Source organism: Pseudomonas oryzihabitans (assembly GCF_032027545.1).
In the GTDB taxonomy this organism is placed as follows: Bacteria; Pseudomonadota; Gammaproteobacteria; order Pseudomonadales; family Pseudomonadaceae; genus Chryseomonas; species Chryseomonas oryzihabitans_F.
Genome location: NZ_JAVSJB010000005.1, coordinates 292,142 through 310,062 on the forward strand (window position 1 = coordinate 292,142; position 17,921 = coordinate 310,062).

Genomic DNA, 17,921 nt, shown 5'->3' on the forward strand with positions numbered 1-17,921 from the left:
TTTCCTCGGATTCAAAAAGCCGCGCGCGCGGCGGCAAAGGCGTCGGGGGTGTCCAGGGCCAGCGTTTCCACGCCCTTGACGCATCTCTTGTTCAGGCCGGCCAGCACCTTGCCGGGGCCGCACTCCACCAGGTGGGTGACGCCCTGGGCGGCCAGGTACTGCACGGACTCGACCCAACGTACCGGGCTGTACAGCTGGGCCAGCAGATCCTGTTGCACGCTGGCCAGGTCGGTGTTCACGCCGGCATTGACGTTCTGCACGACCGGAATCTCCGGCTGACTCCAGGTGCAGCCACGCACATCCTCGGCGAAGCGCTCGGCCGCCGGGCGCATCAGTTCGCAGTGGGACGGCACGCTCACCGGCAGGGCGACGGCGCGCTTGGCACCCAGTGCCTTGCAGGCCTCGATGGCACGCTCCACGGCAGCCGCGGCACCAGCGATGACCACCTGACCCGGCGCATTGAAATTGACGGCACTCACCACTTCGCCCTGCGCGGCTTCGGCGCAGGCCGCCTGGACCTGGGCATCTTCCAGGCCGAGGATGGCGGCCATGCCGCCCTGCCCGGCAGGCACGGCCTGCTGCATCAATTCACCGCGACGCGCTACCAGGCGTACCGCTTCGGCGAACGGCAGGCTGCCCGCCGCGACCAGCGCGGAGTACTCGCCCAGGCTATGGCCGGCGACGTAGGCGGGCTTGGCGCCCCCCTCGGCCAGCCACAGCCGCCACAGCGCGATGGAGGCGGTCAGAATGGCAGGCTGGGTACGGTCGGTCTGATTGAGCGACTCCTGCGGGCCCTGCTGGGTCAGCGCCCAGAGATCGTAGTCGAGCACGGCGGAAGCTTCCGCGAAGGTTTCGCCGATCAGCGCATGGTGCGCGGCCAGTTCGCCCAGCATGCCCAGGGCTTGGGAACCCTGGCCGGGAAAGACGAAAGCGAGAGAGGCAGACATAGGCAGGTCTCTTGTGGGTCCATTGCTGGCGAACACGCTGTTCCGCCACGGATAGACTGAGATGTCGGTGTCGACCGGTCGGTCACACCGCTTTCAGGGCCGCCAAGTTTAACCGGATACGTTGCGGGAGATCAGTCTCCACATCGCGCAGCGCCCGCTCGATGGCCTGAACGAGACCGACTTCGCTCGCTGCGCCGTGGCTCTTCACCACCACGGCGTTCAAGCCCAGAAAGCTCGCCCCGTTGCGCAGCTCCGGGTCCCAGTGGCGAAAACGCCGGGCCAGCCAAGGCTGCAGCAGCCGACGTTCCAGCCAGGACGCTCGTCCGGACCGCTCCACCACCAGTCGCAGCAAAGCCTCGCCGGACTTGAGCACCGCATTGCCGGTGAAGCCGTCGCAGACCACCACGTCTGCAACGGCATCATAAAGATCGCTGCCCTCGACGAAGCCGATGAAGGCGAAGGCCTGACTCTGGGCAAGCTGTCGAGCCGCTTCCTGGATCACCGGCGTGCCCTTGCCCGGCTCGCGACCGACATTGAGCAAGGCGACCCGTGGCCTGGCGAGACCGCGCGCCTGGGCCGCGCCGGCGCCCAGGTAGGCGAACTGCACCAGCTGTTCGGCGGAGGGATCGAGATTCGCGCCCAGATCGAGCAACAGCGACTGATGCTCACTCCGGCCGGGCAAGGCCGACATCATGGCGGGCCGATCGATGTCTGGCAGGGTGCCGAGCAGCAGTCGCGCCAGCGCCATCCAGGCGCCGGTGTTGCCGGCGCTCAGGCAGCCGTGGGCGCGCCCCTGCTGGACGGCCTCCAGGGCAGCATGCATGGAGGTGCGGGTGCGGCTGCGCACGACACTGGCCGGCCGCTCATCAGGACCAACGGCGGAGTCGACGTATTCGAACTGCAGACGAGTTGCGAGTGAAGCGGGAGGGGACCAGGCCGACAGGGCGTCGCGCTGGCCACAGAGCAGAAGATTTAACGCGGGGAAACGCTCGAGGGCGCTTAGTGAAGCAGGAACAACGCAGCGGGGACCGAAGTCCCCGCCCATTGCATCGATCGCGATGACGGTTTCGATCGAGGATTACTCGTCGGAACCCTTGTCGATCACTTTGCGACCGCGGTAGAAACCGTCGGGCGACACGTGGTGGCGCAGGTGAACTTCACCGGTGCTCTTTTCCACGGACAGGGCGTTCGCTTCGAGGGCGTCGTGCGAACGACGCATGTCGCGAGCGGAACGGGATTTTTTGTTCTGCTGAACAGCCATGATTTAACTCCTAAACGTTTGGGTCACGCTTCAACTGCGCAAGTACACTGAACGGATTGGGCCGCTTTTCCTCGTCCGCCGGCTCTTCGGGCGCCTCGAAACCTTCCGGATGCTGGCAAGCCCCTTCTGGATGCGTAGGAATGATCGGCAGTGCGAGCAAAAGCTCCTCTTCGACCAGGCTATGCAGATCCAGTGGATCTTCGCCAACCTCCAGGGCATCGTAACCCTGTGGCAAGGCATCGGCCGACTTTCCTTCCCAGAGCACGGCGAAATCGAATTCGCTGTGGATGGGAATCATTGCCGGCTCCAGACAACGCTGGCAGATCATCTCGACCGCGGTATCGAGGACACCATGGATGACGAACTGCCGCTGTTGATCACGCCCGAAGTCGAGGACGACGGCTACCGCGCCTTCGGACTTCACGAGCTGCTCGCCGACACGCCGCATGTTCGCGAGAGGCAGCTCACCCTTGAGGGTTACGCCGCGATCCGCCAATTTGCGAGGATCGACCTGAGGTGGAATTGGCCCATTCAACATAAGCGCGCCATTATAGGGACGGCCTTACGGCTGTCAAAGGAAATTAACCCCGAAGCGACACCGACCGACCTCTGGTCGGCCTCGCCCGAGAACAAACTGATGCCCCGTATTCTACTCGCATCCAGCTCGCCTTACCGCCGCCAATTGCTGGAAAGGCTCGGCCTGCCCTTCACTCATCGGTCGCCTGACATCGATGAAACACCCCTGCCCGGCGAGAGCCCCAGAGCGCTGGTGGAGCGCCTGGCTCGAACCAAGGCCGCTGCCCTGGGCGATCAACCGCAAGCCACACTCATCATCGGCTCGGACCAGGCCACCGCCATCGACGGCGAGATTCTTGGCAAACCCCTGAGTCACGAACGGGCCCACCAGCAATTGGCACGGGCCAGTGGGCGCACCCTGGTGTTCCATACCGGATTGGCCGTGCTGGACAGCCATACCGGTCAGTGCCGCAGCGAAGTCGTGGACTTCCAGGTGCGCTTCCGCCAGCTGGATGGTGCGACCATCGACCGCTACCTGCTGGCGGAACAACCTTACGACTGTGCCGGCAGCTTCAAGGCCGAGGGCCTCGGCATCGCCCTCTTCGAAGCCATGCAGGGCGAGGATCCGACCAGCCTGATCGGCCTCCCCCTCATCCGCCTGGCCGCATTGCTGCGCGAAGCGGGTCTGCAGGTGCCCTAGGTCACCTGCAGAGGCGCCCTGTCAGCGCAGCGTAGGGCCCTGCCAGCCCATGTAGAGCGCGAGCCGCTCCGCGACGCTGGCCCCGAGGCGCTTGGCGAAGCGATCGAAGGGCGAGTCTTCCTGGGTGAAATCCACCAGGCGCTCTTCCTTGACCACGTCCCGCGCCACGTAGCTGGCGCTGCCGAGGCCATCGATCAGCCCCAGGGAGAGTGCCTGCTCGCCGGACCAGACCAGCCCGGAGAACAGCTCCGGATGGCCTTCGACCTTGAGCCGATCACCGCGGCCTTTCTTGACGCTGTCGATGAACTGCTGGTGCGTGGTGTCCAGCACCTGCTGCCAGAAGCGGGTTTCCTCGGGCTTCTGCGGCTGGAAAGGATCGAGGAAGGCCTTGTGTTCGCCGGAGGTATAGACCCGGCGCTCCACGCCCAGCTTATCCATGGTGCCAACGAAGCCGAAGGAAGCCGCCGTCACGCCGATGGAGCCGACCAGGCTGGCCTTGTCGGCATAGATGGCATCGGCCGCGCTGGCCACGTAGTAGGCTCCCGAGGCGCCCAGGTCGGCGATCACCGCGTACAGCTTGATGTCGGGATGCAGACCGCGCAGCCGCTTGATCTCGTCATAGATGTAGCCGGACTGCACCGGACTGCCGCCTGGACTGTTGATGCGCAGCACCACCCCACGGGTATTGCTGTCCTCGAAGGCCTTGCGCAACGCCGTCACCACATTGTCGGCACTGGCCTTTTCGTCGTCGGCGATCACGCCCTTGAGCTCGATGAGCGCGGTATGGGCACCGGACTCGGTCACCCCACCCTTCTTACCCAGCGACAGCAGCGGCGTGAACAGCACCAACATGAGAATCAGGTAGGCGAAGGTGAGCAGCTTGAAAAAGATGCCCCAGCGCCGCGCCCGCCGCTGCTCCTGCACGCTGGCGAGCATGGTCTTCTCGATCAGGGCCCAGGTCTTGTCGTCAGACGGGCGCACCTGCCCGCGCTCTTCTTTCCATTCATCAGCCATGCCCGACCTCTCTCCTGACCATATCGTTATCACCCAGCCATAGCGCCAGGTCCGCGAAAGCTTCGATCACCAACCGCGGCGCGAAATCCCTCAGCACCTCGGCCGGCTGAGCACCATAGCCGGCACCTACCGCATCGACCCCGGCGCGCCGGGCCATTTCCAGATCGAACACCGCATCACCCACCAGCAGCGCACGCTCCGGCGCCACGCGGCAATGGGCGAGGATTTCCCGCACCATCTGCGGATCAGGCTTGCCGGCGGCCTCGTCGGCGCAGCGGGTGATGTCGAAGAAATCGCTCAAACCATGCTGCTGCAGCGAGCGAGCCAGGCCTCGCCGGCTCTTCCCGGTCGCCACGGCCAACTGATAGCCCTGGGCGCGAAAACGCTGCAGTCCGCTGAGCACCCCGGGAAACAGCGGCGAGGCCGTCTGCTCACGGCGGACGAACTCGGCACTGTAGGCGTCGCGGAAGCCATCGAGCTGCGCCTGGGTGACCAGGTGCGGATAGAGGGTCTGGATGGCGGCGACCAGTTCCAGGCCGATGATGCCCTTGATGGCCGCGTCGCTGCGGGGCGGCAGCCCCAACCGCTCGGCCGCCACGTGCATCACCTCGACGATGCGGCCGATGGAGTCGGCCAGGGTGCCATCCCAGTCGAAGATCAGCAGCTGGTAATCAGGCATCCAGACGCTCCAGCGTCTGGCTCCAGGTGCTGTCGACCGGCGCCTCCAGGCGTAGCTCGCCGCCTTCGGGCAACGGAATCACCAGGCTCGCCGAATGCAGGAACAGGCGCTTGCCGCCCAGCTCGCGAATCTCCAGGGAGAAGTCTTCGTCGCCGTACTTGGGATCGCCGGCGATGGCATGACCGGCATGGCGGGCGTGGACGCGGATCTGGTGGGTCCGCCCGGTCACCGGACGTGCCTCCACCAGGGTGGCGAACTCGCCATAGCGACGCAGCACGCGGAATTCGGTGAGCGCATCCTTGCCCTCGTCGTTGACCTCGACCATGCGCTCGCCGGATCTGAGGGTGTTCTTCAGCAGCGGGGCGTTGATCTTCTTCTTCGCCGCCGGCCAGTGGCCGCGCACCAGGGCGTGATAGCGCTTGTCCACGCCATCGCCGCGCAGGGCTTCGTGCAGGAAGCGCAGCATGCTGCGCTTCTTGGCGATCATCAGCAGCCCGGAGGTATCCCGGTCGAGGCGATGGACCAGTTCGATATCGCGCGCCTCGGGCCGCAACTGCCGGAAGACTTCGATGACCCCGCCGGACAGGCCGCTGCCACCATGCACGGCGATACCCGCCGGCTTGTTGATGACGATGAGCGTCTTGTCTTCGTGGACGATGGAGCCTTCCAGCCGCTCGAGCAGTCCCCTGGCCAGGGGCGCTGGCTCGTCGGGCTCGGAAAGACGCAAGGGGGGCACCCGCACCTGATCACCCGCCTGCAGGCGGTAATCGGGCTTGATGCGCCCCTTGTTCACCCGTACCTCGCCCTTGCGCAGGATGCGATAGATGAGGGTCTTGGGTGCGCCCTTGAGCTGGGTACGCAGGAAGTTGTCGATGCGCTGACCGGCATAGTCGGCGGGCACGTCGAGCAACTGAACGCCGGTGCTGGGAGAGGGAGGCTTAGTCATCGTTGGATGATAGCAATTTTCCCTGATTTGAAGCACTTAAAGCTTGCTGCTATAGTCCGGAGGCGGTTATCAGTCCTGTCTGGATGGCACCGCTCGCGAGGCCGTCGATTCCGCCCGCGGATTAGAAGCTGCAAATGCAATAGTCACTGGACGTCTGGCCGTCCAGCGGGTCGCCGATTCTACCCAAGGGGGCGAGTGGCGATCCGCGATCCGCCTGGTAACCAAGGCAGCGGCACCCAGGGTGCCAGCTGTAAAACGACAACCGCTCCGGACCTTGCGGGCGGCACCTGATTACTGAAGATTGTGTGCAGGATGGAGATGCACAACCAGCGTATCGCGTAGCCTGACAGTACGCCTGCAGCCCGCTTCGCGCCCAGCTTCGGCCAAGGTGACGATCGCAGGTGGAAGCCTCAAGGCCAACGGCCGATGCTCCAACCGAGCGACACCTGACACGAATCCAGCGACGACCCGGCTGCCCGAGCCTTTCGGCTGTCACGCCCGCACCATGCCTGGTTGATTCCTCCTCCTGTGGAGCTGCAAAGGCAGTCGCTCGAGCGCCTGCAGGAGACGTAGTCGCGGCACGCCCCCGGGCCTGCTGCTGGACACGAAGGCCGGCTTTACCCGGCTTCGATACGACCCCCGCGCACCCTTCTTTCGAATCCTGTTGCCACCACTCGGACCGAGAGCCCGGAACGTAGTGGTATTACATGAAAAGAATGCTCATCAACGCGACCCAACCCGAGGAATTGCGGGTTGCCCTGGTCGACGGTCAACGCCTGTTCGACCTGGACATCGAGTCCGGTGCCCGCGAACAGAAGAAGGCCAACATCTACAAAGGCCGCATCACCCGCATCGAACCCAGCCTGGAAGCCGCCTTCGTCGACTTCGGTGCCGATCGCCACGGCTTTCTTCCGCTGAAGGAAATCTCCCGGGAATACTTCAAGAAGAACCCGGAAGGCCGCGTCAACATCAAGGAAGTGCTCTCCGAAGGCCAGGAAGTAGTCGTCCAGGTCGAAAAGGAAGAGCGCGGCAACAAGGGCGCCGCCCTCACCACCTTCATCAGCCTCGCCGGCCGCTACCTGGTGCTGATGCCCAACAACCCCCGCGCGGGCGGCATCTCCCGCCGCATCGAGGGTGAAGAGCGCAACGAGCTGCGCGAAGCCCTGAACGGCCTGGACGCCCCCGGCGACATGGGCCTGATCGTGCGCACCGCCGGCCTGGGCCGCAGCACCGAAGAGCTGCAGTGGGACCTCGACTACCTGCTGCAACTCTGGTCGGCCATCACCGAGGCCTCGGGCGAGCGCAAGGGCCCCTTCCTGATCTACCAGGAAAGCAATGTGATCATTCGCGCCATTCGCGACTACCTGCGCCAGGACATCGGCGAGGTCCTGGTCGACAGCGTCGAAGCCCAGGAAGAAGCCCTGAGCTTCATCCGCCAGGTGATGCCGCAGTACGCCAGCAAGATCAAGCTGTACCAGGACAGCGTTCCGCTGTTCAATCGCTTCCAGATCGAAAGCCAGATCGAGACCGCCTTCCAGCGTGAAGTGAAGCTGCCGTCGGGTGGCTCCATCGTCATCGATCCCACCGAAGCCCTGGTTTCCATCGACATCAACTCGGCGCGCGCCACCAAGGGCGGCGACATCGAGGAAACCGCGCTGCAGACCAACCTGGAAGCGGCCGAGGAAATCGCCCGCCAGCTGCGTCTGCGTGACATCGGCGGCCTCATCGTCATCGACTTCATCGACATGACCCCGGTGAAGAACCAGCGCGCCGTGGAAGACCGCGTCCGTGAAGCCCTGGAAGCCGACCGCGCCCGCGTGCAGATCGGTCGCATCTCCCGCTTCGGCCTGCTGGAAATGTCCCGCCAGCGCCTGCGCCCTTCCCTGCGCGAGACCAGCGGCATCGTCTGCCCGCGCTGCAATGGCCAGGGCATCATCCGCGACGTGGAATCCCTGTCGCTGGCGATCCTGCGCCTGATCGAAGAAGAAGCCCTGAAGGATCGCACCGCCGAGGTTCGCGCCCACGTGCCGATCCAGGTCGCCTCCTTCCTGCTCAACGAGAAGCGCAACAGCATCACCAAGATCGAGCTGCGCACCCGTGTCCGCATCATCATCCTGCCGGACGACCACATCGAGACCCCGCACTTCGAAGTGCAGCGTCTGCGTGACGACAACCCTGAGCTGCTGAATAGCCAGTCCAGCTACGAGATGGCCAATACCGAAGCCGAAGAAGTGCTGCCGGTCAGCTCGACCCGCACCCTGGTACGCCAGGAAGCAGCGGTCAAGGTAGCACCCGAGCGCGCCCCGGCCCCCACGCCGGTGACCGCCGAGGTCGTCGCCCCGGCGACTGTAGTTGCCGCCAAGCCAGCAGCCGAGCCCAACCTGTTCAAGGGCCTGGTGAAATCCCTGGTCAGCCTGTTCGCCGGCAAGACCGAGGAGCAGCCGCTGGCCGACAAGGCCGTCGCTGCGCCGGAAACCGCCAAGAGCAGCGACGAGCAGCGCCGCCAGGACGAGCGCCGTAACGGTCGCCAGCAGAATCGCCGCCGCGAAGGCCGCCGCGATGACGAGCGCAAGCCCCGCGAAGAGCGTCAGCCGCGCGCCGACCGTGGCGAGCGTAGCGATCGCCCGGCTCGGGAAGAGCGCAAGCCACGTGAAGAGCGTCAGCCTCGCGAGGATCGTCAACCCCGTGAAGAGCGCGCCAGCCGCGAAGAGCGCCAGCCTCGCGAAGAGCGTCAGCCCCGCGAAGAGCGCCAACCGCGTGAAGAGCGTCAACCGCGCGAAGAGCGAGCCACTCGCGAAGAGCGTCAACCCCGTGAAGAGCGTCCCGCTCGCGAAGAGCGTCAGCCTCGCGAAGAGCGCGCCGCTCGCGAAGAGCGTCAGCCCCGCGAAGAGCGCCAACCGGGCGAAGAGCTCGTGAGCGCCGAAGAGCGTCCGGCTCGCGAAGGGCGTCAGCCTCGCGAAGAGCGCAAGCCTCGCGAAGAGCGTCTGCCCCGCGAAGAGCGCAAGGCGCGCGAAGAGCGTCAAGTAGCGACCAGCGCCGAAGAGCTGAACGAAGAAGAAGTACTGGAAGGTAACGACGAGCTGGAAGAAGGCGAAGAGCGTCCGCGTCGCCGGTCCCGCGGTCAGCGCCGCCGCAGCAACCGTCGCGAACGCCAGCGCGATGCCAATGGCAACTTCATCGACGACGAAGAGCAGAGCGCTGCAGGCAACGATGCTGCTGTCGCGCCCGCTGCAGTCGCCCTGGGCACCGCCGTCGTGGTCAGCGAGAGCGTGACCGCCGTCGCCACCCAGGAAGAGGCACGCGAAGCGCGTCAGCAGGCATCGGCAACCGTGGCCGACACCCCCGCTGTTGAAGCTTCCGCGGAGACTCCGGTAGAACAGCCGACTGCCGAGGCACCTGCCCAACCGGAAATCCTCACGCCCAGTGCGAGCCAACTGCAGGACGAGCGTGCGCCGCACCAGGAGGTGGAGATCGCCACTCCGGTCGCCGAGCAGGTCGCTCCCGTGACGACCACCGCGCCCATCCCCGCAGCCCCGGTCGAGACCGAAGCCACCGAATCGGCCATCGGTCGCGCCTCCAATGACCCGCGCGAGCGTCGTCGTCGTGAACGCCTGGCCCGCGAAGCCGAAGCTGCACGCGCCAAGCAGGCTGAGCAGGACGCTCAAGCCCCCACCCTGGGCGCCATCGCCGAGACCGAGGAAACCTTCGCGACCGCAGCGGTAGGAACCGTGGAGCCGCAGGAAGCGCCTGCGGCTCAAGAGGAAGTTCCTGCTGCTGAAGCGGAATCGGCTCCGGTCGTGATCGAGCAGCCCGCTGAAATCGCACCCAGCGCCGCCCAGGAAGAACCTGCCACTGTCGCTCCGCCTGCCGAGGAAGTCACCTCGCAGGAAGAGCCCAAGGCAGACGTATCGAAGGAAGAGGAAGCCAGGCAGGCGGAATCCGAGCTCGAGCGTAAGCGCAACGAATCGCGGGAAAATCATCCCAACTGATTCACGGCGTAAATGAAAAAGGGGCGCTCAGGCGCCCCTTTTTCATGCCAGGGATTCAAGGCTGAGCCTGGCGCCAGCGAGATCCATGAGCTGGACCTACAACCCCCAAGGGCGCCTCGGCCACCCCAGGCCCTTAGACGGCAAGGTGGCGAGCAGAGGGACTACGGAGCACCACGGCCTAGGGCCCACCCTACCTACCTGTTGGGCTGCTGCAATGGAGCAACCTCTTACCCGACCCAGGCTACCCAGGCAGCCCTATGGGACCTGGTCACTGAACCTCGCGAGGCTCAACGCCCTGCTGCGCAGCCTGCGTCCCAGACTATGCCTGCCGGACTTCGACAGCGAAACCGCCTCGACCCACAGCCACGCCAGACCGCCGACACAGGCGGGTACCGAGCACAACATCAACGCGCTGCCGGCACCTACCACCCTGGCACATCCTCAGCCCCGGGCAGCATAGCCGCAGAAAACCCTGACGGAATGACCGCGAGCCTTTCGACAACTCGCACCCGCCGAGCTGCTAGAGCTGACGCCCCACCATCGTTGCTCGAAAAATTCCAGGCATAAAAAAACCCAGCCGTATGGCTGGGTTTTCGAGCGTATCCCGAGGGATTAACGCTTGGAGTACTGCGGACGCTTACGCGCTTTGCGCAGACCGACTTTCTTACGCTCGACTTCACGGGCGTCACGAGTGACGTAGCCGGCTTTGCGCAGGGAGCTGCGGTAGCCTTCGTCGTACTCGATCAGGGCGCGGGTGATGCCGTGACGGATGGCACCGGCCTGACCGCTTACACCACCGCCAGCGACGGTAACGTAGATGTCGAACTTCTCCAGGGTCTCGGTCAGCTCGAGGGGCTGACGCACGACCATGCGCGCGGTCTCGCGACCGAAGAAGGTGTCCAGGGTGCGATCGTTGATGGAGATCTTGCCAGTGCCCGGACGGAGGAAGACACGAGCGGTGGCAGTCTTACGACGGCCGGTACCGTAATTTTGAGTTGCCGACATGTTGTACTATCCCGATTAAAACTTGAGTTCTTGGGGCTGCTGAGCGGTGTGCGGATGGTTCGCACCCTTGTACACCTTGAGCTTGCGATACATGTCGCGGCCCAGCGGGTTCTTCGGCAGCATACCCTTGACGGCGGTCTCGATGACGCGCTCGGGAGCACGGGCGATCAGCTTTTCGAAGTTGATCGACTTGATGCCACCCGGGAAACCGGAGTGATGGTAGTACATCTTGTCGGTAGTCTTGGCACCGGTCACACGAACCTGCTCGGCGTTGATGACGACGATGTAGTCGCCGGTGTCAACGTGAGGGGTGTATTCGGGCTTGTGCTTGCCACGCAGGCGAGTGGCGATTTCAGTAGCCAGACGACCCAGAGTCTGGCCAGCAGCGTCGACGACGTACCAGTCGCGCTTAACGGTTTCCGGTTTTGCGGTGAAAGTTTTCATTCTCTATGGCCTCAGAGGCCGCCCTGGTAAAAAGACGGCAAATTCTACACAACAGTGCAACCCCAGACAAGTCAGGGGCAGCCGGAAACAGACGCTCTTCGGGGGCTCGGGTCGGCGTCCGCTACGGCGATCTCGGCAGGCTTAGGCATCCCCCGCCAAGAAAGCTGCGGCATGATACCCGTTCAGGACGAAAAAGCAATCGCGAGTTAGAAAGAAAACAGCGCCTGGGTAGCCACCGACCCTTGTCGTCGGGAGGCCAGGTGGTCGGCCAGCCGTGTCGGTTCCGGCAGGCGATGGCGCCTGACACAGGCCATGACCAGTGCGGGCGCGGCGGCCAGGCTGACACGATGGCCGGGCGAAACGATCAGCGGCTTCACCCTATCCTTGCTGCGCACGACCGTCCCTATCACCGAACCGTCGCGATCCAGCAGCTCGACTTGGCTGCCGCGGGCCTCGGCCAGTTCGCCGTGGTGACCGGTGAGGATCTTCTTGGCGACGCCGATGGTCGGCAGACCGGTGACCACCCCCAGATGAGCGGCAATACCCAGGCGCCGCGGATGGGCGATGCCGTGGCCATCGCAGAACACCAGATCCGGGGTTTCCGGCAATTCTTGCAACGCCTGCAGCAAGGCCGGAAGTTCGCGGAAGGATAGCAATCCCGGCACATAGGGCATCACGGTGGGGATGCGGGCGATGGCATGGGCCAGCGGCTGCAGGGTCTCGGCATCCAGCAGGACGGCCACCGCGCGGGTGATCTCCCCGCCCTCCTCGAAGCCCACGTCGACCCCGGCGTAACGCCGCGGCGAACCGAAGTCATCCTCCAGGCGAACCTGCTTGGCCAGCTGTTTCTGCAGAGTGCGCGCCTGGGCGGGCGAGCCGTCCCAGTCGGCGAAGGGGTCGGAATTCACGAGCTGCTCCCAAGAATCTGAGTCAAAGGATTGATCCTCCAACCCAGGCAGGGTTCAGGGCTTGTGCGGACGGGCCAGATACTCTTGCGACTGCATTTCCAGCAGGCGGCTGAGGGTACGCTGGAATTCGAACTCCAGCCGACCACCGGAATAGAGGTCCTTGAGCTCGACCTCGGCGGACAGGATCAGCTTGACCTGGCGGTCGTAGAATTCATCGACCAGGTTGATGAAGCGCCGCGCCATGTCGTCCTTGAGCGCGTCCATCCGCTCGACATTGGAAACCAGCACGGTCTGGAAGATCTTGCCCAGCTCGATGTAGTCGTTCTGGCTGCGAGGACCGTCGCAGAGGGCGCGGAAGTCGAACCAGGCGACGTCATCGCAGGTACGCCGGGCGCGGATCTCGCGATTCTCGATCATCAGCGGCACGTCTTCGCAGAGTTCGGCACATTCGACGGTAAGCGAGCGGAAGCTCTTGGCCATCGCCGTCTCGACTTCTTCGCTGAGCGGATAGTGATAGAGCTGGGCCTGCTCCAGGGCGCGCAGGCGATAGTCCACGCCGCTGTCGACGTTGACGATCTCGGTGTGTTCCTTGAGCAGGGCGATGGCCGGCAGGAAGCGCGCGCGCTGCAGGCCGTCCTTGTAGAGACCGTCGGGCACGATGTTGGAGGTAGCGACCAGACTCACGCCGTTCTTGAACAGCTCTTCGAGCAGGGTCGCCAGGATCATGGCGTCGGTGATGTCGGAAACGAAGAATTCGTCGAAGCAGATCACCCGCGCCTCGTCGGCGAAGCGCCGGGCGATGATGGTCAGGGGATTCTTCTCGCCCTTGAGGGTACGTAGCTCTTCATGCACGCGCTTCATGAAGCGGTGGAAGTGGGTGCGCATCTTCTGCTTGAACGGCAGGGCGTCGTAGAAGGTGTCGACCAGGTAGGTCTTGCCGCGCCCTACCCCACCCCAGAAATACAGCCCCTTGATCGGGGTGACCGTCTTGCGCCCGAGCAGCTTGCCGAACAGGCCGCCCTTGGACGCGGGCTCGGCGAGCAGGTCGTCATAGAGCCGCTGCAGGTGACGGACGGCCTCTTCCTGGGCGGCATCGTAGAAAAACTCCGGGCGTTTGAGATCGGCCTGGTAACGCTCGAGGGGGGTCATGGCGGCTTCTGGTCGGGTAGAAAAAAGGTGGTCACTGTAATGGCGGTCCCTGGCGTTGACAACGCCGGGGACCGCGGGTGCCGTCAGGCTTCGGCCAATTGCGCCAGGGCGCTGCGGGTCCGCTCGATGAGGGCATCGCGCGCGGCAGGCGAATCGCTGGCGACGCCTTCGGCCACCACCTTGCCGTCCAGCAGCAGTTGGAAGCCATTGCCCTCGCCCGCTACAACACTGGCCGGCGTCGTGACCAGTTGCTTGCTGGTGATGCCGGCGGTCTTGGCTTCGGCGAAGGGGATGGACAGCGCCAGTTCGGTAGCGTCGGCGTCGAGCAGGCGGAAACGGAAGCTGTCACCTTCACGGAAGCTGACGAAGCGGGCGGTCTTGCTGGCCTTCTTCTTGGCGCCGCCAGTGGCGACCTGGGTCTTGAGCGAGCGCAGGCCCACGGCTTCGCGCAGTTCGCCGAGGAAGGGCGTGGCGTAGCGGCGGGCCTTGGCGGCGCCGGCCAGCAGGATGTCTTCCAGGTCGTCGGGGCGGGCGATCAGGGTGGCGTAGCGCTCGCGGGCCTCGCCCAGTTCGGTGTCGAGCAGTTCGAAGAGCTGGCCCTTGGCTTCGCCCCAGGCGAGGCCGCCCAGCAGGGCCGCGCGGAAGGCCGCGCTCTGCTCGGGCGTGGCGAAGGCCTGGTAGAGGGTGAAGAGGTGGGCGCTGTCCGGGTCCTTCGGCTCGCCAGGCAGGCGCGAGTCGGTGACGATGCGGGCGATGGCGTCCTTGAGTTGCGTGGCGCTGCCGAACAAGGGGATGGTGTTGTCGTAGCTCTTGGACATCTTGCGGCCATCGAGACCGGGCAAGGTAGAGACGCTTTCCTCGATGACCGCCTCGGGCAAGGCGAAGTAGTCACGGCCGTTGCCGAACAGGTGGTTGAAGCGCTGGCCGATGTCGCGGGCCATTTCCACGTGCTGGATCTGGTCGCGACCGACCGGTACGCGCAGGGCGTTGAACATGAGGATGTCCGCCGCCATCAGCACCGGGTAGCTGTAGAGGCCCATGGTCACCCCGGCATCGGGGTCCTCGCCCTGCTCCAGGTTGCGGTCCACTGCGGCTTTGTAGGCATGGGCGCGGTTGAGCAGGCCCTTGCCGGCGACGCAGGTGAGCAGCCAGGTCAGTTCGGGAATCTCGGGGATGTCGGACTGGCGATAGAAGGTCACCCGCTCCGGGTCCAGGCCGCTGGCCAGCCAGGTGGCGGCGATCTCCAGGCGCGAGCGCTGGATACGCGCCGGGTCGTCGCACTTGATCAGGGCGTGGTAGTCGGCGAGGAAATAGAAGGAATCGGCATCGGCAGCCAGGCTGGCGCGGATGGCGGGACGGATGGCCCCGGCGTAGTTGCCCAGGTGCGGGGTACCGGTGGTGGTGATGCCAGTGAGGATACGAGTGGTCATGGAGGCGCTGGAAATCCGAGACGAGGGCTTATCTGAAGAGGTCAGGCCTGCAGGCGTGGCAGGACCAGTTCCTTGAGTTCGACGAGTTTGCCATGGAAGAAGTGGCTGCACTCGGGCACGCGGAGCAGTTCGTGAGGCCGTTCGAGGGTGGCGGACCAGGCGTAGACCCGCGCGGGGGTGACCACCTCGTCGGCTTCGGGCTGGATGACTGTCAGCTGCGCCCGCTCGGGTAGACGACCGTCGACCGCGAAGCGCTCCACCGGCGGCGCCAGCATGAACAGCCGCGCCACCGCGACGCCCTCGCCTTCCAGGCGACCGCCCAGGCAGGCCGCGACACAGGAGCCGAAGGAGAAGCCACAGAGGGTGAGCGGCAGGTCGGGATGGCGCTCCCGCAGCCAGGTCACGGCGGCAGCGGCATCGTCGATTTCGCCTTCGCCACCGGCATGGACACCGGTGCTGGCACCGACACCACGGAAGTTGAATCTGAGGGTAGCCTGGTTGGCGTCACGGGCGATGCGCTGCAGAGTGGCGACCACCTTGTTCTGCATGGTGCCCCCATGGAGCGGATGGGGATGACAGAGGAGGACAGCGCCGAGGGGTTCGGCCGGACGCTGGTACAGGGCTTCCAGAGTGCCCGCGGGGCCCTCCAGCAGCAGGGATTCTTCACGGGCTGACACGTTTGACTCCGTGACCCCGGACGCACAGTGCTCATCCAAGGAATTGATTTTGATAGGGTCGATCCTGCGCGATGCCTGAGTGCGGGGTATGATGACGCCCAGCGAATGGCAGAAGACGCAACCCAGTGTACAGGCTCGCCGGTCTGCCGTTACCGTAAAGCAAAGCCGCTCATAGAGGAAGTTTCGTGGAACAGTCGCTCACTACCTGGTTGTTGCCCCTGGTCGCGCTGCTGATCGGGGTCGGGATAGGTTTTCTGCTGGCGCGTCTGCTGCCAGGCGCCGCGCCGAACCGGGTTCAGCGCCAACTGGATGATCTGCAGAAGAAGTTCGACGACTACCAGCACGAGGTTACCAGTCACTTCAGCACCACGGCCGGCCTGGTGCGCAAGCTCACCCAGACCTACCAGGACATGCAGACCCATCTGTCCGAAGGCGCCGAGCGCCTGGCGCAGGACGAGCTGACCCGGCAGCATCTGCTGGCGTCGCTGCACAGCGCCGAACAGCGCTATCCCACCAGCCGCGAGCGGATCGATGGTCCGGCCGAGGCGCCCAAGGATTACGCGCCCAAGGGTGACGGCACGCCGGGCACGCTCGACGAGACCTATGGCGTGAAGAGCCGCGGTTGATTCCTGAGGCCGGACCTAGCCCGGCCTTTTGCCGTCTTGTTCCCACCCTTCCCCGTCGCGCTGCGACGCCCGGCCCTTTTCCGGCCTGACATGGCATAATCCGCGGTTGCAGTCTTTCGCAGGAGAACGCCATGCCCGCAGCGGCCAGTGGCCTGAGCCTCTACGGCATCAAGGCCTGTGACACCATGAAGAAGGCCCGCCAATGGCTCGACGAGCACGGCCAGGCCTATCACTTCCATGACTACAAGCAGAGCGGCATCGACCGCGAGCGACTGGTCGCCTGGTGCGCGGAGCACGGCTGGGAGAAGGTGCTCAATCGCGCCGGTACCACCTTCCGCAAGCTCGACGACGCCCAGAAGGCCGACCTGGATACCGCCAAGGCCATCGACCTGATGCTGGCGCAGCCCTCGATGATCAAGAGACCCGTGCTCGATCTGGGCGACCGTACCCTGCTGGGCTTCAAGCCCGAGTTCTATGCCGCGGCCCTGAACTGACCCCGCGGCCACCCTCATTACCGAACATCTTGCACCGACCGGATCGGTGCCTTTGCAAAGGAACAGTCTTATGTCGAATGCCCTCTTCAGTATCGCCTTCGGTGTCGGCACCCAGAATCGCCAGGATGCCTGGCTCGAAGTCTTCTATGCACAGCCCCTGCTGAATCCCTCTCCCGAGCTGGTCGCGGCGGTCGCGCCGCTGCTCGACTACCAGGGCGGCAACCAGGCCATCGCCTTCGCTCCTGCCCAGGCCCGTGGCCTGGCCGAGGCGCTCAAGGGCATCGACCCGGTGCAATCGGCACTGCTGACCCGCCTGGCCGAGAGCACCAAGCCGCTGGTGGCCACCCTGCTGGCCGAAGACGCAGCGCCCGCCTCCACTCCCGAGGCCTACCTGAAGCTGCACCTGTTGTCCCATCGCCTGGTGAAACCGCACGGCCTGAATCTCAGCGGCATCTTCGCCCTGCTGCCCAACGTGGCCTGGACCAACCAGGGCGCCGTCGACCTGGTCGAACTGCCGGCCGAGCAACTGGAAGCCCGCCTGCGTGGCAAGCTGCTGGAAGTTTTCTCGGTGGACAAGTTCCCCAAGATGACCGACTACGTGGTGCCGGCCGGGGTACGCATCGCCGATACCGCCCGCGTGCGCCTGGGTGCCTACGTGGGTGAAGGCACCACGGTGATGCACGAAGGCTTCGTCAACTTCAATGCTGGCACCGCCGGTCCCGGCATGGTCGAAGGCCGCGTCTCCGCAGGCGTCTTCGTCGGCAAGGGCTCGGACCTGGGCGGCGGTTGCTCTACCATGGGCACCCTGTCGGGCGGCGGCAACATCATCATCAGCGTTGGCGAAGGCTGCCTGATCGGCGCCAATGCCGGCATCGGCATCCCGCTGGGGGATCGCTGTACCGTGGAGTCCGGTCTCTATGTGACCGCTGGCACCAAGGTGGCGGTACTGGACGACCAGAACCAGCTGGTGCGAGTGGTCAAGGCCCGTGAGCTGGCCGGTCAGAGCGATCTGCTGCTGCGCCGCAATTCGGAAACCGGGGCGGTGGAGTGCAAGACCAACAAGACCGCCATCGAACTCAACGAAGCGCTGCACGCGCACAACTGAGTCCACCACCGGGCAGCCCGCCCCGGGCGGG

18 protein-coding genes are annotated in these 17,921 nt (G+C 65.0%); 5 read left to right on the forward strand and 13 right to left on the reverse strand.

The window, feature by feature from the left end; genetic code table 11:
- Positions 1–11 precede the first annotated feature (11 nt).
- The 4 genes from fabD to RND78_RS10920 all read right to left on the reverse strand — a co-directional run bounded on the left by fabD (position 12) and on the right by RND78_RS10920 (position 2,746).
- Positions 12–947 carry an ACP S-malonyltransferase gene (fabD, locus tag RND78_RS10905; protein ID WP_312728658.1) on the reverse strand — a complete coding sequence of 312 codons (936 nt, stop codon included), beginning with the start codon at positions 945–947 and terminating at the stop codon, positions 12–14.
- Between the two features lie 82 nt (positions 948–1,029).
- A complete protein-coding gene (plsX, locus tag RND78_RS10910) occupies positions 1,030–2,019 on the reverse strand; it encodes a phosphate acyltransferase PlsX (RefSeq protein WP_312728856.1) in 990 nt (329 codons plus the stop codon).
- Positions 2,020–2,025: 6 nt separating this feature from the next.
- The gene (gene rpmF, locus RND78_RS10915) at positions 2,026–2,208 is read right to left on the reverse strand and encodes a 50S ribosomal protein L32 (RefSeq protein ID WP_007160601.1); all 183 of its coding nucleotides are present in this window, start codon (positions 2,206–2,208) and stop codon (positions 2,026–2,028) included.
- A gap of 10 nt (positions 2,209–2,218) precedes the next feature.
- Positions 2,219–2,746, reverse strand: a complete 528-nt coding sequence (locus tag RND78_RS10920) for a YceD family protein (protein WP_312728661.1) — start codon at positions 2,744–2,746, stop codon at positions 2,219–2,221.
- Between the two features lie 99 nt (positions 2,747–2,845).
- On the opposite strand from RND78_RS10920, the gene RND78_RS10925 reads away from it, so the two are divergent.
- The gene (locus RND78_RS10925) at positions 2,846–3,424 is read left to right on the forward strand and encodes a Maf family nucleotide pyrophosphatase (protein WP_312728664.1); all 579 of its coding nucleotides are present in this window, start codon (positions 2,846–2,848) and stop codon (positions 3,422–3,424) included.
- 21 nt (positions 3,425–3,445) lie between these two features.
- On the opposite strand, the gene sppA is transcribed toward RND78_RS10925, so the two are convergent.
- From sppA to rluC, 3 genes are read right to left on the reverse strand one after another with little or no spacing between them, the layout of a single operon-like run.
- Entirely contained in the window at positions 3,446–4,438 is a 993-nt protein-coding gene (gene sppA, locus RND78_RS10930; RefSeq protein WP_312728667.1) for a signal peptide peptidase SppA, read from the reverse strand.
- Positions 4,431–5,117 carry an HAD-IA family hydrolase gene (locus RND78_RS10935; RefSeq protein ID WP_312728669.1) on the reverse strand — a complete coding sequence of 229 codons (687 nt, stop codon included), beginning with the start codon at positions 5,115–5,117 and terminating at the stop codon, positions 4,431–4,433. The genes sppA and RND78_RS10935 overlap by 8 nt, the downstream gene beginning before the upstream one ends.
- Complete coding sequence (gene rluC / locus RND78_RS10940) at positions 5,110–6,063, reverse strand: 23S rRNA pseudouridine(955/2504/2580) synthase RluC (protein ID WP_312728671.1); 954 nt, start codon at positions 6,061–6,063, stop codon at positions 5,110–5,112. Before rluC ends, RND78_RS10935 begins: the two co-directional genes overlap by 8 nt.
- 707 nt (positions 6,064–6,770) lie before the next feature.
- Here rluC and rne point away from each other — a divergent pair.
- Positions 6,771–10,052, forward strand: coding sequence for a ribonuclease E (gene rne / locus RND78_RS10945; protein WP_312728674.1), 3,282 nt, complete (start codon positions 6,771–6,773; stop codon positions 10,050–10,052).
- Between the two features lie 612 nt (positions 10,053–10,664).
- On the opposite strand, the gene rpsI is transcribed toward rne, so the two are convergent.
- The 6 genes from rpsI to RND78_RS10975 form a co-directional block, all read right to left on the reverse strand.
- Positions 10,665–11,057, reverse strand: a complete 393-nt coding sequence (gene rpsI, locus RND78_RS10950) for a 30S ribosomal protein S9 (protein WP_312728676.1) — start codon at positions 11,055–11,057, stop codon at positions 10,665–10,667.
- Positions 11,058–11,072: 15 nt separating this feature from the next.
- Positions 11,073–11,501 (reverse strand): 50S ribosomal protein L13, encoded by a 429-nt coding sequence (rplM, locus tag RND78_RS10955; protein WP_007160609.1) that lies wholly within the window; start codon positions 11,499–11,501, stop codon positions 11,073–11,075.
- Between the two features lie 206 nt (positions 11,502–11,707).
- Positions 11,708–12,409: a deoxyribonuclease V gene (gene nfi, locus RND78_RS10960; RefSeq protein WP_312728679.1), complete on the reverse strand. Its 702-nt coding sequence runs from the start codon at positions 12,407–12,409 to the stop codon at positions 11,708–11,710.
- Between the two features lie 54 nt (positions 12,410–12,463).
- Positions 12,464–13,558 carry a cell division protein ZapE gene (gene zapE, locus RND78_RS10965; RefSeq protein ID WP_312728682.1) on the reverse strand — a complete coding sequence of 365 codons (1,095 nt, stop codon included), beginning with the start codon at positions 13,556–13,558 and terminating at the stop codon, positions 12,464–12,466.
- Between the two features lie 83 nt (positions 13,559–13,641).
- Positions 13,642–14,988, reverse strand: a complete 1,347-nt coding sequence (locus tag RND78_RS10970) for a tryptophan--tRNA ligase (protein WP_312728685.1) — start codon at positions 14,986–14,988, stop codon at positions 13,642–13,644.
- Positions 14,989–15,029: 41 nt separating this feature from the next.
- The gene (locus RND78_RS10975; protein WP_312728688.1) at positions 15,030–15,665 is read right to left on the reverse strand and encodes an alpha/beta fold hydrolase; all 636 of its coding nucleotides are present in this window, start codon (positions 15,663–15,665) and stop codon (positions 15,030–15,032) included.
- A 185-nt stretch (positions 15,666–15,850) separates the two neighbouring features.
- On the opposite strand from RND78_RS10975, the gene RND78_RS10980 reads away from it, so the two are divergent.
- From RND78_RS10980 to dapD, 3 genes are all read left to right on the forward strand, one after another.
- The gene (locus RND78_RS10980; protein ID WP_312728691.1) at positions 15,851–16,291 is read left to right on the forward strand and encodes a YhcB family protein; all 441 of its coding nucleotides are present in this window, start codon (positions 15,851–15,853) and stop codon (positions 16,289–16,291) included.
- Between the two features lie 131 nt (positions 16,292–16,422).
- Positions 16,423–16,785, forward strand: coding sequence for an ArsC family reductase (locus RND78_RS10985; protein WP_312728694.1), 363 nt, complete (start codon positions 16,423–16,425; stop codon positions 16,783–16,785).
- Positions 16,786–16,855: 70 nt separating this feature from the next.
- A complete protein-coding gene (gene dapD, locus RND78_RS10990) occupies positions 16,856–17,890 on the forward strand; it encodes a 2,3,4,5-tetrahydropyridine-2,6-dicarboxylate N-succinyltransferase (RefSeq protein ID WP_312728696.1) in 1,035 nt (344 codons plus the stop codon).
- The last annotated feature ends 31 nt before the right edge of the window (positions 17,891–17,921 follow it).